At 64.2% G+C, this 12,831-nt stretch carries 12 protein-coding genes; 3 read left to right on the top strand and 9 right to left on the bottom strand.

Annotation, left to right across the window (positions count from 1 at the left end; genetic code table 11):
• Nucleotide 1: 1 nt before the first annotated feature.
• The 7 genes from NMP98_RS09915 to NMP98_RS09945 form a co-directional block, all read right to left on the bottom strand.
• Complete coding sequence (locus tag NMP98_RS09915) at nt 2-694, bottom strand: metallophosphoesterase family protein (protein ID WP_254857406.1); 693 nt, start codon at nt 692-694, stop codon at nt 2-4.
• Between the two features lie 71 nt (nt 695-765).
• Nucleotides 766-1,560, bottom strand: coding sequence for a DUF7260 family protein (locus tag NMP98_RS09920; protein ID WP_254857407.1), 795 nt, complete (start codon nt 1,558-1,560; stop codon nt 766-768).
• Nucleotides 1,561-1,686: 126 nt separating this feature from the next.
• The gene (locus NMP98_RS09925) at nt 1,687-1,911 is read right to left on the bottom strand and encodes a hypothetical protein (protein ID WP_254857408.1); all 225 of its coding nucleotides are present in this window, start codon (nt 1,909-1,911) and stop codon (nt 1,687-1,689) included.
• Between the two features lie 59 nt (nt 1,912-1,970).
• Nucleotides 1,971-3,722 (bottom strand): hypothetical protein, encoded by a 1,752-nt coding sequence (locus NMP98_RS09930; RefSeq protein ID WP_254857409.1) that lies wholly within the window; start codon nt 3,720-3,722, stop codon nt 1,971-1,973.
• 116 nt (nt 3,723-3,838) lie between these two features.
• Complete coding sequence (locus NMP98_RS09935) at nt 3,839-5,155, bottom strand: hypothetical protein (protein WP_254857410.1); 1,317 nt, start codon at nt 5,153-5,155, stop codon at nt 3,839-3,841.
• Nucleotides 5,156-5,310: 155 nt separating this feature from the next.
• Complete coding sequence (locus tag NMP98_RS09940; RefSeq protein WP_254857411.1) at nt 5,311-5,766, bottom strand: YbhB/YbcL family Raf kinase inhibitor-like protein; 456 nt, start codon at nt 5,764-5,766, stop codon at nt 5,311-5,313.
• Between the two features lie 103 nt (nt 5,767-5,869).
• Nucleotides 5,870-7,297 carry a cytochrome P450 gene (locus NMP98_RS09945; RefSeq protein WP_254857412.1) on the bottom strand — a complete coding sequence of 476 codons (1,428 nt, stop codon included), beginning with the start codon at nt 7,295-7,297 and terminating at the stop codon, nt 5,870-5,872.
• 155 nt (nt 7,298-7,452) lie between these two features.
• On the opposite strand from NMP98_RS09945, the gene NMP98_RS09950 reads away from it, so the two are divergent.
• The 3 genes from NMP98_RS09950 to NMP98_RS09960 all read left to right on the top strand — a co-directional run bounded on the left by NMP98_RS09950 (nt 7,453) and on the right by NMP98_RS09960 (nt 10,911).
• On the top strand, nt 7,453-8,448 hold the full coding sequence (locus NMP98_RS09950) for an ABC transporter ATP-binding protein (protein ID WP_254857413.1): 996 nt from the start codon (nt 7,453-7,455) through the stop codon (nt 8,446-8,448).
• Nucleotides 8,448-9,233, top strand: a complete 786-nt coding sequence (locus NMP98_RS09955) for a DUF2705 family protein (RefSeq protein ID WP_254857414.1) — start codon at nt 8,448-8,450, stop codon at nt 9,231-9,233. Before NMP98_RS09950 ends, NMP98_RS09955 begins: the two co-directional genes overlap by 1 nt.
• A gap of 79 nt (nt 9,234-9,312) precedes the next feature.
• On the top strand, nt 9,313-10,911 hold the full coding sequence (locus NMP98_RS09960) for a COG1361 S-layer family protein (RefSeq protein WP_254857415.1): 1,599 nt from the start codon (nt 9,313-9,315) through the stop codon (nt 10,909-10,911).
• A 6-nt stretch (nt 10,912-10,917) separates the two neighbouring features.
• Here the strand turns inward: NMP98_RS09960 and NMP98_RS09965 are convergent, their stop codons facing one another.
• The gene (locus NMP98_RS09965) at nt 10,918-11,718 is read right to left on the bottom strand and encodes a ZIP family metal transporter (protein WP_254857416.1); all 801 of its coding nucleotides are present in this window, start codon (nt 11,716-11,718) and stop codon (nt 10,918-10,920) included.
• 67 nt (nt 11,719-11,785) lie between these two features.
• The gene (locus tag NMP98_RS09970; RefSeq protein ID WP_254857417.1) at nt 11,786-12,823 is read right to left on the bottom strand and encodes a sodium:calcium antiporter; all 1,038 of its coding nucleotides are present in this window, start codon (nt 12,821-12,823) and stop codon (nt 11,786-11,788) included.
• Nucleotides 12,824-12,831: the final 8 nt, after the last annotated feature.

Consider the following 12,831-nt stretch of genomic DNA (forward strand, 5'->3'; position numbering starts at 1 on the left):
CTCAGTCGGCGGAGGTGTCGGGTGAGATGATTTTCGAGTCGCTGCGACTGACGCCGCCCCGTTTCGACGGCACGTCACGGTAGCGACCGTTGCGCACGTCGTAGGCTGTCAGTGACCCGCCGTAGACACATCCGGTATCGAGGCCGACCGCCCACTCTCGCTTGAGCGGTCGTTCAAGAACCGTGTGGCCGAAGAACACGCGCGGCGGACCCTCGTAGTCGTCGTACCAGAAGGGGCCTTCGTAGCCGCCGGCAGGCGACAGCGACCGGACGTTCTGGAGGTCATCGACCGTGTGTTCGGCCAGCGCCTTCCGTGGGTCGACCCCGGCGTGGACGACTAGGCCGCCGTCGAACCCGATGGCGACCGGCAGCGACCGAAGCCACTCGCGGTGGTCCTCGTCCAAACCCTCGACCACCGTCTCACCGCGCAGAACCTTCTCCTCGTTGTTGCCGCGGACGCTGTACATGTTCGGTGAGTCGCGGAGCAACTCGACGACGCCGGCGCTGTCCGGCCCCTTTCGAATCAGGTCGCCGACGAAGACGACGAGGTCCTCCTCGCCGATGTCGAGCGTCCCCAGCAGTCGGTCGAGTGACTCCCGGCAGCCGTGAACGTCTCCGACGACGTAGACGTCATCCCAGGCATCGAGGTCGAGACGAAGGTACTGTTCGGCGACATCGGGGTGGAAATCCAGCATTCTCGACGGTGACTACTCCCTGCCGTCTGTTAAGCGGTACTAAGAGTGGTATATACATGTATAGAGACGACTTAGGGCCGGCAGCGAGCCATCGATCGCTCGACGGTCGCCCGGACGGTTCGGATGCGCTCGGTCAACTCGGCGACCGTCGACATGACAGGGTAGTCGAAGGCCTCCGCTTGGTACACGTAGCAAGCGATGTCCGGTGCGCTCGACGGCAGCCACCTCGCACGGCGCTGTTCGAACAGGCTCGCCTGTCGGTCGGCGGCGATATCGTCACAGTGCTCCTCGAGGACGTGGAGTCGGGCACGGTACGCGTCGAGGGAGCCGAATGATTCCTCCGCGTAGGACCGTGCCGTGAGGTCGGCCACCTCCTCCGCGACCGGGCGTAGCTCCTCGGTCACCTCCTGGAGAGACTCGCGTTCGGAATCGAGGGCGCCGACGAGCAACTCCCGTGTCGACTGTGCCTCGGACGCCGCCGACAGCGTCGCTTGCCTGCAGCGCTCGTTGAAGTTCGTCCCCTCGGTCAGCGCTGAGGCGATATCGGGGCTGAACTCTCCCTGAAGGCTCTCGACGTAGGTGTCGTCGTACTCCTCGGCGTAGTGCGGAACGCCCATCACCGTCGTCTCGTAGGCCTGCCGGACGCGCCGGAGCCCACTCGTCGGCTGGGACCGCACGGCGGCGACGCTTACCGTCGACCTGCCCCTCGCGGTCGTCGTCTTGGCGTCGATAGCTCGAACCCGGTCTTCGAACGCCCGGAACGCTTCGAGTTCGTCGGCCGTTCGCCGTCGCTCCCGCCTGACGGCCATCATCGCTCGCCGCAGTCGACCGTCGGTTCCGACTCCCACCTCGTCGGTGCCGTCCATACGAGCAGCCTCTCCAGCGGTGGGTATAGCCCGTTATAATTGGGGTACGGGGCCCTCGGTCGCACAATTGAGCGCTATATATTTCCGGAATCCGATGTACCGCCCCCCTTCCCTGGAGCGGTCGCCTCAGGCGAGTTCGGTGAGTGCGAGCAGTACCTGCGGAACTGCCAGCAGGACGACACCGAGCAGTATCAGTGCCGCCGGCAACACGAGCAGGCCGGCGTCGGTGAACAGCCACATCCCGAGCCCGGCTAGTATCGCCACCACGCCAAGGATACGCAGTATCCACACGAGGGCTTCTTCGAGACCCGAATCCGCCAGTACCTCGACGACTTCGAGTGCTTCGTCCATCGGGCGCCTGTTTCTGTCGGCCCAGTGTTATACATAACGGCCAACCGCGATGTCGTCGGTCAGGAGCCGGCGCCGGCGAACTGCACCTGGTAGGTTTCCGACTGCCCGCCGGTGTAGTAGACGGTGATTTCGGCGACGAACACCTTCCCCCCGCCGACCTCGTAGCTGTCGCCCAGACCGAGCTTTAGGTCCGCGACTTCGCCGACGCCGAGGGACTGCAACTCCCCACCCGTAACAAACGACGGTCCTGCACCCTGAGGTGCCACAAATTCGTCATACGTGGCCGGGTCGTCACTCCCATTGTCAACCGTTATCGTCGTGATGTTCCCAGGTGTGTACGAGACTTTGCTTACATCGGTCCCAACGAGGCCAAAGTCAATCTCGCCACCGCTCAATATTCCGGCGAGATCGCCCAGGTCGTCGACGATTCCTCCAAGGGTTCCGGATAATCCGGAGCGACTTGCCACCTCGGTTGCTGTGACCTCTTTTGCGGAGTTCAGTTCAACGCCAAGCACCTCTCGTTGTTCTCCGAGGTTCTGGACTCGGAGAGTAACCGTTCCCTCATCCGGAACACCTGCTGCACCCCGCATCACGACGGATTGGTCGCCGGCGAATCCGGTCAACACCTGCGCTGCAGTCGGGTTGAGCGTTGAGTTGTTTCTCGTAGGCGAAAACCGAACCAACTCCGAATCAAAGCTGCTGGGCGCCTCGTAAGTGACCGTCGCTACCCCGGAAGCGTTCGTCGATACGTTGACCCGGTTACCGCTCTGCTCGCCCGTTTTCAACACACCGTTACCGTCGATTGGCGTTCCGCTACCGTCAATGAACTCCGCGGTGAGGTCGACGCCGCCGACGGGGTTGTTGTACTTGTCGCGCACCTCGACGCTGACCGATCCCTCCCGGCCGACATCGACGCTGGCCGGTCCTTCTGACCCCGGTGAGGGGACCATGTACAGTGGCTCCTCGGAGTCAGCCTCGCCGAATCCGATATCGGCCATCCGGAGGTCGTAGGTGATACCGGGTTCGAGGTGGACGACGAGGCGGTCGGTCGTGTTGTTGACGCTGAAGGATTCGACGTGGCCGCCGTTCTCGACGAGTTCGCCCTTGAGGGCCTCGCTCCACGTCTCGTTGTCAAGCGACGTCGGCACTTCGATGCGAATCGATTCGTTGGGTGCGGCGTTGTTGACCGGCACGGTCGTCGCCGGTCCGCTCACGTCGGTCGGTTCGATGAGTTCCGACCCGCTCGACTGCGCCTCGAAGGAGCGGTTGAAGGTCACCAACTCGATGGTCGCCCCGTCGATGAACGGCTGGGTCCGGACCACGGTGCCGTCGCGAAACTCGTCGTATCCGATGCCGACCTCCCTGACGCGTCGGGCGGCGTTGTCGTACTCGTTGTAGTCGGCCTCATAGACGAGCGAGTGGGAGTGATAGAAGTCCCGCTCTCCCCCGTTGAAAATCACACCGGCAGGTCCGGAGGCGCTCGCGTTATCGATTTGGATTTCCCCCCGGTTCTCGGTCCGCAACGAACCCTCCGGTGGCGGTGGGTTGAACGTCACCAACCGGGTCGGATACTGCGTGCCGAGTTGTACCCCGACGCCCTCGCTGTTACCGGTTTCGACGGTTCGGTCTATCGATTCATCGAGCCGGTCGAGGTCTCCTTGGGCCGTTTGGCTGTGTTCGTATTCGACGCCGGCGTTGGCGTTCGGCACCGCCTGCAGTTGGATGATAGAGAGCAACATGACCAACAGGCCGAACACCAGTATCGCGCCGACGACTTCCGAGGCACCGCGTTGGTCACCGACGAGTCTCACGGAGGGTAGCGGAGGGGACTTCATGTGGGGTTTTGAGTCACTTTTATCCGGTGGTTTTTATAGGTGCGTTTGGTTCCGAAGGCTGTGTCGCTGCGGTTCGAGAACAGCGTGGTGTCTCAACCGGCGGGATTACTCAACCTATCGGCCAACCCACCGAGTATCTGGAATAGGAGTCCAGGGTCAAGCAACGTCTGTGGCAGGCCGACGAATTCGATTTTACAGGGTGCCAGCGGGTTCTGCTGTAGTTGTTCGAGGTCCTTGGCGAAGGCTTCCTCTAATACGGATTCGTCGGCATCACCTTTACACGAGAGGTCGATGCCGGCCTGCTTGTCGACGACTGAGAGGACGACCCGAAGGTCGACGCCGTCCTCGTCGTACTGTGCTCGGAGCGTCTCGATTCCGTAGTCGTTCTTCCCGTCGTTGACCGACAGTTCGGTATCAAAATCGCCGAAGTCTTGCGTGGCGAGCGCGCCGATTTTCACGTCAGTACGGGGGCCGTCGGCGGACTCGTTGAGCGTGCCCGACCCATCAACGAGGATGACGCCGCCTTGACTCCCGTTGTACTCGTAGGCTCCAGCCCGCTGGATATCGAACTGCCCGCGAGGTTCGTCGGGAACATCAGTCGGGTCTATCTGTGGGTCGTTCGGGTTGAACACCTCACAGGGGGCCGGAATCAATCCGAGTAGGATACCGAAAAGCGCCTCGTTCGAGAGTAGCGTCGAGGGGATCCCCGGAAGTTGTAGCGGTTCCGGAACGTCCTGTAGGCTCGGGAATAGCTCCAGCGGGAGGTCGCCGGGCTCGACGTTGAGTGGGTCACAGACGTTGAGCGCCGCCCGCTCGTCGCCGATGGGGAAGTCCTCCGGACCGGTCTGGTTGTTCTCGGGAATGCTCTGGAGCAACAGCCGAAGCACCTGCGCATTCTTGGGAATGTCCTCCTTGGAGTCGAACTCCACGTCGGTCAGTTCGGGGGTGTCACCCGATCCCAAATCGACCTGCGAAGTGCCGACGCCGTCGTCGCTCGGTTCGACCGAATCGAATCCGTCGGTCGTGACAGTCGAGTCGCCGACACTGACGCCGTCAGTGCCGACGTTGACGCCGTCTTCGCCACCGGCACCGACGTTGGCACCGTCGGCACCGGCTTCCACGTCAACGCCACGGTCGCCGCCCGCGCCGACTTCGACACCGTCGTCGCTGCCGACATCGACCGAGGCCACGTCACCACCGCCGACGCTCGCGTTGAGACCGTCCGTTCCAGCGCCGACGCTGACGCCGTCGTCGCCGCCGACGCTAACGCCGTCTGTTCCGACACCGATACCGTCCTCGCCGCCGAGGTCAACGCCGTCACCGGCCGCCGCTACCGGTGCGATACCGGTACCGACGACGACAGCAACCGCAACGAACACCGAGAGTGCTTGGAGGCTCTTGCGCCGCATAGTGGTTCCTAACCCAATATAACAATCAGCATAACGCGAGCTATAGACGGGCATTTATATACTATCGGCGTCCCGACGCGGTTTCGGTGTCGAACTCTTCACCGAGACACCTCTCATCGTGGCTCTCGCCGAGCCGGGACCGAACGCTCGGCCGTCTACGGTTCGTAGGTGCCTTCGAGCGTGGCGCTGGCGAGGATGTGACCGTCTATCGCGGCTTCGAGTTCGGCCTTCGACGCACCGGCATCTAGGGAAACCGGCGTATCGATGGCGTACAGGCGGAACCGGTAGGTGTGTTCGCGGTCCGGCGGGTTCGGGCCACCGTAGCCCGACTCGCCGTAATCGTTCGTTCCTTCGAGGGCGTCGCCGCCGTCCCAGTCTTCGGGGATGTGCGTCGTGGTAGGGTCGACGTTGTACACCACCCAGTGGTCCCACACCTTCCCGGCCGGTTCGACGGCGTCGGGGTCGTCCACCACCAGCGCCAACGCCTCGGCGTCGTCGGGAACGCCGTCTACATCCAGTGGTGGGTTCACGTTCGCCTCCGTGTAGCCGTACTGCCGTGGTATCGCGTCGCCGTCGGCGAACACCGGACTCGTGAGCCGAAGTTCGGTCATGATTGTGTCTCACACACAGGTTCGAACCGACATAAGCGTAGACGGTGGGTCCTACTGAGTGGGACCGACGGGCGTCCAAGGGTGTGGAACCGGACGCGACGATTCAGGAGCGCTCGGAGACGAGGAACTCCTGTCCGGGCTCCATCCGCATCGTCATCTCGGGGGAGACCGGCGGCTCGCCGTCCGGCTGGTTCTCTCCGAGCCAGTACAGTTCGTAGTTCCGGCCGATGGTCGCAAGCGCCAGTTTCGCCTCCAACAGCGCGAACTCTCGGCCGATGCAGATTCGGGGCCCGCCGCCGAAGGGGGCGTAGGCGAAGTCGTGCAGTTCGCGACGCAACTCACCGTCCCACCGCGAGGGTCGGAACGTCTCGGGGTCATCGAAGAATCGTGGGTCCCGCTGGATGTGTCGAATCGGCAGCAGAATACGGCTGTCGGCGGGGATTCGGTAGCCGTCGAACACCGTCTCTTCCTTGCTCTCCCGCGGCAGCGAGTACACCGGCGGGAACAGTCGCAGCGTCTCGGTCAGCACGCGGTCTGTCACCTCCAAGTCGTCTACGTCGTCCATCGTCGGCGGGCCGTCGAGTTCGTCGACCTCCGCGTGGAACCGCTCGCGCACTTCGGGGTTGTTCGCCAGCGCCCAGAAGGCAAACGTCAGGGAGGTCGTCGTCGTGTCGTGGCCGGCGAAGATGATGGTCACCATCTGGTCGCGGAGGCGCTCGTCGGTCAACATTCCCGACTCCGCGACACCGGCCTCTCGCAGTCCGACCAGAAGCGACAGCAGGTCGTCGGCCTCCGAGGGGTTCGTCGGCGCCTCCCCTGATTTCTCATCGAGCAGTCGCTGGGCCTCCTCTTGAAGCGTCGCCTTCCCCTCCCGAAACCGCCGACGTGCGGGCGTCGGAACCCACTTCGGGAGCAGATACGACGTGGGGACGAACCAGTCGTGGAGTGCCTCGGCGGCCTCCCGGATGCGACGGTCGCCGTCGAGTTCGAGTTCCCGACCCAAAACCGTCGCGAACAGCACATCTAGGGTCATGTCGGTGAGCTGCGCCTGTAAGTCGAAGCGGTCGCCGTCGCTCCAGCGGTCGCTCCGGCGTTGAATCTGCTCGACCATGCCGTCGGCGTAGTCCATCACGCTGTCGCGGGTGAAAAGCGGTTGCAGCACGTCGCGCTGTTTTCGCCACTCCTCGCCCTCGACGGTCAACAGCCCCTCCCCGAAGGCGATGTTGAAATCGTCGCTCTTGCGGAACTTCTCGCGTTCGGTCAGCAGAACGCGTTTGGTGTGGTCGGGGTGGGCCAGCGAGAACACGTCGCCCTCGCCGGGCAGGCGACTGCGAACCACGTCGCGGGTCGCGAGCGCTTTCTCCCCGAAGTCGATGACGTCCCGCATCTGATGGATGAAGTGCAGCGACGGATGGGTGAGGTTCGGCGGATACGGCGGGAGGGGTCGCTGGGCGGGGTCGCCGGGACCACTCTCGGCGGGGCCGTCGGGGTCGCCGGGAACCGACGAGCCGTGCTTGGCATCTTCACTCATACGTACTACGTGTGTGGCCGGCACAATAACCACCGGGCCTCGCATCGCCGCGGTATTTATTACTGTCCTCCCAGTCGAGCGTCGTGTCGTTGCAGCGTTGTCCGACCGAGGGTAGGTTTATGAACTTTTAAACGAAACGTGGGTCGGGGAAACCAATGCCTGTTATCGACGCCGCGGGGTTGAGCAAGTACTACGGCGACACTCGGGGTATCGAGGACCTCAGCCTCTCCGTCGAGCGGGGCGAGGTGTTCGGCTTTCTCGGGCCGAACGGTGCGGGCAAGACGACGGCGATTCGAACCTTGCTTGGGTTCCAATCGCCGACTGCGGGGTCGGCGACGGTTCTCGGCAACGACATCGCTGACGAGCAGGCGATGGTCGAGGCTCGACGGAACATCGGTTACCTGCCGAGCGACCCGGGTCTCGACGGAACAGTGACTGGAGAGCGATTGCTCGAGTATTACGGGTCGTTGCGCGGCGAGGAGCGAAAGGGGGAGCTACTGGAGTTGTTCAGTCCACCACTGGAACGCCCCATCGGCGAGTACTCCCGTGGCAACAAGCAGATGCTCGCCATCGTTCTCGCGTTCATGCACGACCCCGAACTCGTGTTCATGGACGAACCGACGAGCGGACTCGACCCCATCAAACAGGAGCGGTTCGACGAGTTCGTCCGCACCGAACGGGAAAACGGAGTCACCTTTTTCATGTCTTCGCACATCCTCAGCGAAGTCCAGAAAATCTGCGACCGCGTCGGCATCATCCGGAACGGCCAACTCGTCGAACTCGAAAACATCGAGACGCTACGGAGTCGCGGCGGGAAATCGGTCCACCTTCGGGTGGCCGAGGCGGTTCCCCCGTCGGCTTTCGACATCGATGGCGTCGCCAATCTCACCGTTGGGTCCGGTGAGGACCCGCCACGGCGTGACGGCACCGACTCGGCCGAGGCGACCGCGTTCTCGTTTACATTCACCGGGCGCTACAACGCGCTCATCGAGCACCTGACCGACTTCGACGTACTCGATTTCACCATCGAGGACGCGCCGCTCGACGAGGTGTTCAGGCGGTTCTACGACGGGTCGGCTGGACCCGAACCGGACGACGGCACCGACGGCGAGGAGTCCTCCAAAGACACCGTGAACCGCGGAGCCTCGTGATGCTCGAAATCGCACGATACGAGGCCGAACGTCGGATTTCGGGGTCAGTCATCATCGCGGTCGGTCTCGCGGCGTTCGCGGCGCTTTTCATCGCCATCACCCCCGAAATCATCGGGGAGGTGGACTACGAGGCGATGCTCGAAGACCTCCCACCGGCGTTCTCCTCGGCGTTCGGACTGGAGTCCTTCGACAGCCTCGCGGGCATCCTCGCTGGGGAGTTCTACACGCTCGGGTGGATTCTGTTGATGGGGCTGTACATGGCCTACAGCGCCGGGTCGACGATTGCGGGCGACGTCGAACGCGACCGGATGGACATGCTGCTGTCGAATCCCGTCTCTCGGTCGAGCGTCGTCCTCGAAAAGTACCTCTCGCTTCTCGTCCCAATCGTCGTCGTCAACGTCGTCGTCGGGGCAGTCATCTACGTCGGCGCGCAGGTCGTCGACGACCCGATTCCGCTGTTCGACGTAATCGCGGTTCACGCCCTGTCGGTTCCGTATCTGCTGTGCTGTGCGGCCATCGGCCTGCTGGCGTCGGCCGCGATGGAGCGGGAGGGGTCGGCTCAGCGTGCGAGCATGGGCGTCATCTTCTCGCTGTACATGATAGAGGCGCTGGTGACGGAGACGGATTTCGGCTGGCTGGGCGTGGTCAGCCCATCGCGGTACTTCGACACGAACGACATCCTCGTCCACGGCACCTACGACCTCGTCGGCGCGGTCATCCTCCTCGAAGCGTCGGCGCTGCTGGTCGTCGCGAGCCTGCTGGTCTTCCAGCGGAGGGACATCTGATGAACACGACACACCCACCACGGCCGGTCGGTTCGCATCGACAGACAACTCCCCGCATCGAACCTATCGAGGTGGCTCGATGAACCGTCTGCAGGTGGTCGTCGTGGCCGTGGTGGTCCTGCTCGTCGTCCCCGGAACGGCGACGGCAGTCGTCCGGGGCGAACCGGACCTCGACGCGAGCGTCGGGGACACCACGCTCACCGCCGGAGAAGACGGTACCCTGGAGTTGACGGTCGCCAACAGCGCCGACCTCGAGGTGGCGTCGCTGTCGAACCCCGCGTTCAACGAACGCGTCACGACCGCCCGGGGGGTCGAAATCCGCATCGACGACGGAACCCTGCCCTTCTCGGTCGACTCGCCGCGGCGAGTCGTCGGGGGCATTCCCGACGGCGCGAGCGCCACGATACCGTTCTCTGTCTCCGTCGACGACAACGCGACGGCCGGCACCTACCGGGTCCCCGTCGAGGTGGAGTACACCTACACGCGACAAATCGCCGAGCTGTCGGGCGTGACACAGCAGCGAACGCGCTCGCAGACGCTTCACGTCCGAGTTCGAATCGAGGCGGATTCGGAGAGTCGGTTCCGCGTCGTGGGGGCGACCGCCGACGTTCGCGCCGACGACGGCGGCAGTGTCTCGGTGACGGTCGAGAACCGAGGGACCGAACCCGCCCGGGACACGGTCGTGACCCTCAGCTCCCCCAACGAGGGGTTCGACCTCGGCGGCGCGCCCACCAACAGCCGTCGAATCGGTCGAGTGGCCCCCGGCGAGCAGCGAACGGTGACCTACGCCGTCGACGTGAGGGAGGGGATTCGGGCCCAACCGTACGTCTTCGAGGCGTCGGCGAGATACCGGAACGCCGACGGCGAGATGCGACGCGACGACTCGCTTCCGGTGGCCGTGACGGTCGGGTCGGGCCTCCGATTCAGCACCGAAGCCGTCGACTCCGAGCTGTACGTCGGCGAGCAGGGAACCCTATCAGGGCAACTCAGAAACGAGGGCGAGCGGACGGCGCGGAACGCCGTGGTCGTCATCGAGTCGTCGTCGCCGAACGTCGCAGTGTCCGAACGGACGGTCGCCGTCGGCGACCTCGCCCCCGGGTCGTCGGCGCCCTTCGAGTTCGCCGTCGACGTCGGCCCCGACGCGAGCGACGGTCCGCGGCCGTTCACGGCAATCGTCAACTACGAAACCGCCGACGGCGACACGAAGGCGAGCGACCCGATTCGGCTCCAGCGGTCGGTCGGCGCCGACCGCGAGTTCTTCACCGTCGAAGCGGTGAACGCGACGTTCGCCGCCGACACAAGCAACCGACTCGTGGTCCGACTGACGAACGTCGGCGAGACGACGCGGACGGACGTGACGGCACGGGTGGCGGCGACGCCGCCGTTCAGCAGCGTCTCGCCGGAGGCGTACGTCTCTCGGCTCGAACCGGGCGAATCGGCCGAGGTCGCCTTCGAGGTGTCGGTCAACGAAGACACCGTTCCGAGTTCTCACGCGCTGCGGATGAACGTCACCTCCGACCCGGCCGACGGCGACGCCGCCGCCACCGATGCCTACCGGGTCCCCGTCGAGGTGGGACAAGAGGAATCCGCCGTCGACACCTCCTCGCTCGCTATCCTCGTCGTTCTCGGCATCGCGGTCGCCGTCGCCGGTGGCTACTGGTGGGTCCGTCGGCGGTAAACGAGTTCACACCACCACGAGCAGTAGAATCATGCCGCCGCCACCGGCGACGAACCCGGCGACCAGTTCCCGATACCCCTTCCCGTCGAGTTCTTCCCCCGCCTCCAGCGCGTCGGGGATGAACTCGCTCAACACGAGATAAATCATCGCACCGGCGGCGAAGCCGAACCCGGCGGGCAACAGCGGCTCTGCCAACTGGACGAACCCGAAGGCGATGACCGCGCCGAGTGGTTGGGGCAGCGAGGAGAAAATCGACCACCACACCATCTTCCACTCGGCGACGCCCATCGTCCGTAGCGGAATCGAGATGGCGACGCCCTCCGGGATGTTGTGAATCGAGATGGCGATGGTCATCGCGATTGCGAGGGCGGGGACGGTGAAGCCGAAAAGCGGGATGCCCGACCCGAGATTGAGTTCGGCGAAGGAGACGCCGATGGCGATGCCTTCCGGAAAGGAGTGGACCGTCAGGACGCCCAAGATGAGGACGAGCTTCTTGAAGTCGGCTTCCTCGTAGGTCCGGGAGTCGATGTCGGCGTCCATCAGCAGGTCGTTTGCGACCAACACGAGCAGGCCGCCGGCGACGAGTCCGACTGCGACGGTCGTCCACGGCCCCGCGTTCAGTCCCTCGGGGATGAGCCCGAATATCGAGGCGGCCATCATGATTCCCGAGGCGACTCCCCAGAGCGCCACGTTGAACTTCTCGGAGATGTCGGGGACGAAAAAGAACGGGAGCGCGCCGATGCCAGTCGCCAGGGCGGTGATGAGTCCGGCGATGAAGACGAGCGTGTAGGCGGCCCAGTCGACCATGATAGGACGTGTGTTGTGTCGGGTGTTGAGGCTATCGACTCGCTTGCTTTCACCGACAGCGGGGTGTTCAGATGCTCTTGAGGAACGCAGTCGCGCCAACGGTTTCGGCGACGACCCACGCGATGAACAGCGCGTAGGCGGCCAACAGCGTGTACGACTCGAAATCGGTCAACGAGAGTTCCGTCCGGAGCATCCCGAACAGGAGCACCGTCGCGAGCGTCAACACGCCCATCATCGGGACTGCCACCGCGAAGTCGATGGTGATGCCGTCAACGATGAGGACGCCGACCGGAATCGCAACGAGCAAATCGAACGTGTTCGACCCGAGGACGTTCCCGAGGCTGGTCAGTCCGTTCCCCGCCTGCGCCGACCGCACGCTCACGAGCAGGTCCGGGAGACTCGTCGCGGCCGCGACGATGGTGAGTCCCGCGATGAACTCGGGGATGCCGAACGCCGCCCCGATGGATTCGACGCCGACGACGAGTTCCTCGACGCCGACGACGATGACGACGAGTCCGGCGAGGAGTTTCGCCCACTCTCGACCGACCGAAATGCCGTCCCGGAGGTCTTCGGCGTCGTGGTCGCTGACGTCCTGCCACTGGATGAACAGGTACAGCCCGTACAACAGGAGCGGAATCACCGCCAGTGGTCGCGTAATCTCTCCAGCGAGCGCCCCGGCGTCCGGAACGGGGTAGTAAATGACTGCGAGCGCCAAGGTGATGACGAGCGCCGAGACCGCTATCATGTAGAACTGGGCTTCCTTGTAGACGATGGCGCGACTCGCTTCGAGCGGTTCGTCGGCGGCAAGCCCCGCCAGGCCGGGTATCACGAGGATGTTGAAGATTGCCGACCCGACGATGCCGCCGACGCCGATGTCGACGACGCCGGCGAACGCCGAGAAGACGACGGTGGTGAACTCGGGGAAACTCGACCCGATTGCGACGACGATAGAGCCCTGGACGACCGCCGGCAGGCCGTAGTACGCCGACAGTTGCTCGGCGGCGCCCTCGAGCCAGCCGGTGCCAACCCACAGCAGACTGGTCCCGAAAAGTATCAGGCCGACGCTCACGGCCGGCGTGTTCGGGAGGAAGCCGCCGAGTACCATCTCGTCGG

The sequence above is a fragment of the Natronomonas gomsonensis genome, from assembly GCF_024300825.1.
GTDB classification, from domain to species: Archaea; Halobacteriota; Halobacteria; order Halobacteriales; family Haloarculaceae; genus Natronomonas; species Natronomonas gomsonensis.

Coding starts and splice junctions, on each gene's coding strand:
- NMP98_RS09915 (WP_254857406.1), bottom strand. CDS start 694: ATGCTGGATTTCCACCCCGATGTCGCCGAACAGTACCTTCGTCTCGAC.
- NMP98_RS09920 (WP_254857407.1), bottom strand. CDS start 1,560: ATGGACGGCACCGACGAGGTGGGAGTCGGAACCGACGGTCGACTGCGG.
- NMP98_RS09925 (WP_254857408.1), bottom strand. CDS start 1,911: ATGGACGAAGCACTCGAAGTCGTCGAGGTACTGGCGGATTCGGGTCTC.
- NMP98_RS09935 (WP_254857410.1), bottom strand. CDS start 5,155: ATGCGGCGCAAGAGCCTCCAAGCACTCTCGGTGTTCGTTGCGGTTGCT.
- NMP98_RS09940 (WP_254857411.1), bottom strand. CDS start 5,766: ATGACCGAACTTCGGCTCACGAGTCCGGTGTTCGCCGACGGCGACGCG.
- NMP98_RS09945 (WP_254857412.1), bottom strand. CDS start 7,297: ATGAGTGAAGATGCCAAGCACGGCTCGTCGGTTCCCGGCGACCCCGAC.
- NMP98_RS09950 (WP_254857413.1), top strand. CDS start 7,453: ATGCCTGTTATCGACGCCGCGGGGTTGAGCAAGTACTACGGCGACACT.
- NMP98_RS09955 (WP_254857414.1), top strand. CDS start 8,448: ATGCTCGAAATCGCACGATACGAGGCCGAACGTCGGATTTCGGGGTCA.
- NMP98_RS09960 (WP_254857415.1), top strand. CDS start 9,313: ATGAACCGTCTGCAGGTGGTCGTCGTGGCCGTGGTGGTCCTGCTCGTC.
- NMP98_RS09965 (WP_254857416.1), bottom strand. CDS start 11,718: ATGGTCGACTGGGCCGCCTACACGCTCGTCTTCATCGCCGGACTCATC.
- NMP98_RS09970 (WP_254857417.1), bottom strand. CDS start 12,823: ATGGTACTCGGCGGCTTCCTCCCGAACACGCCGGCCGTGAGCGTCGGC.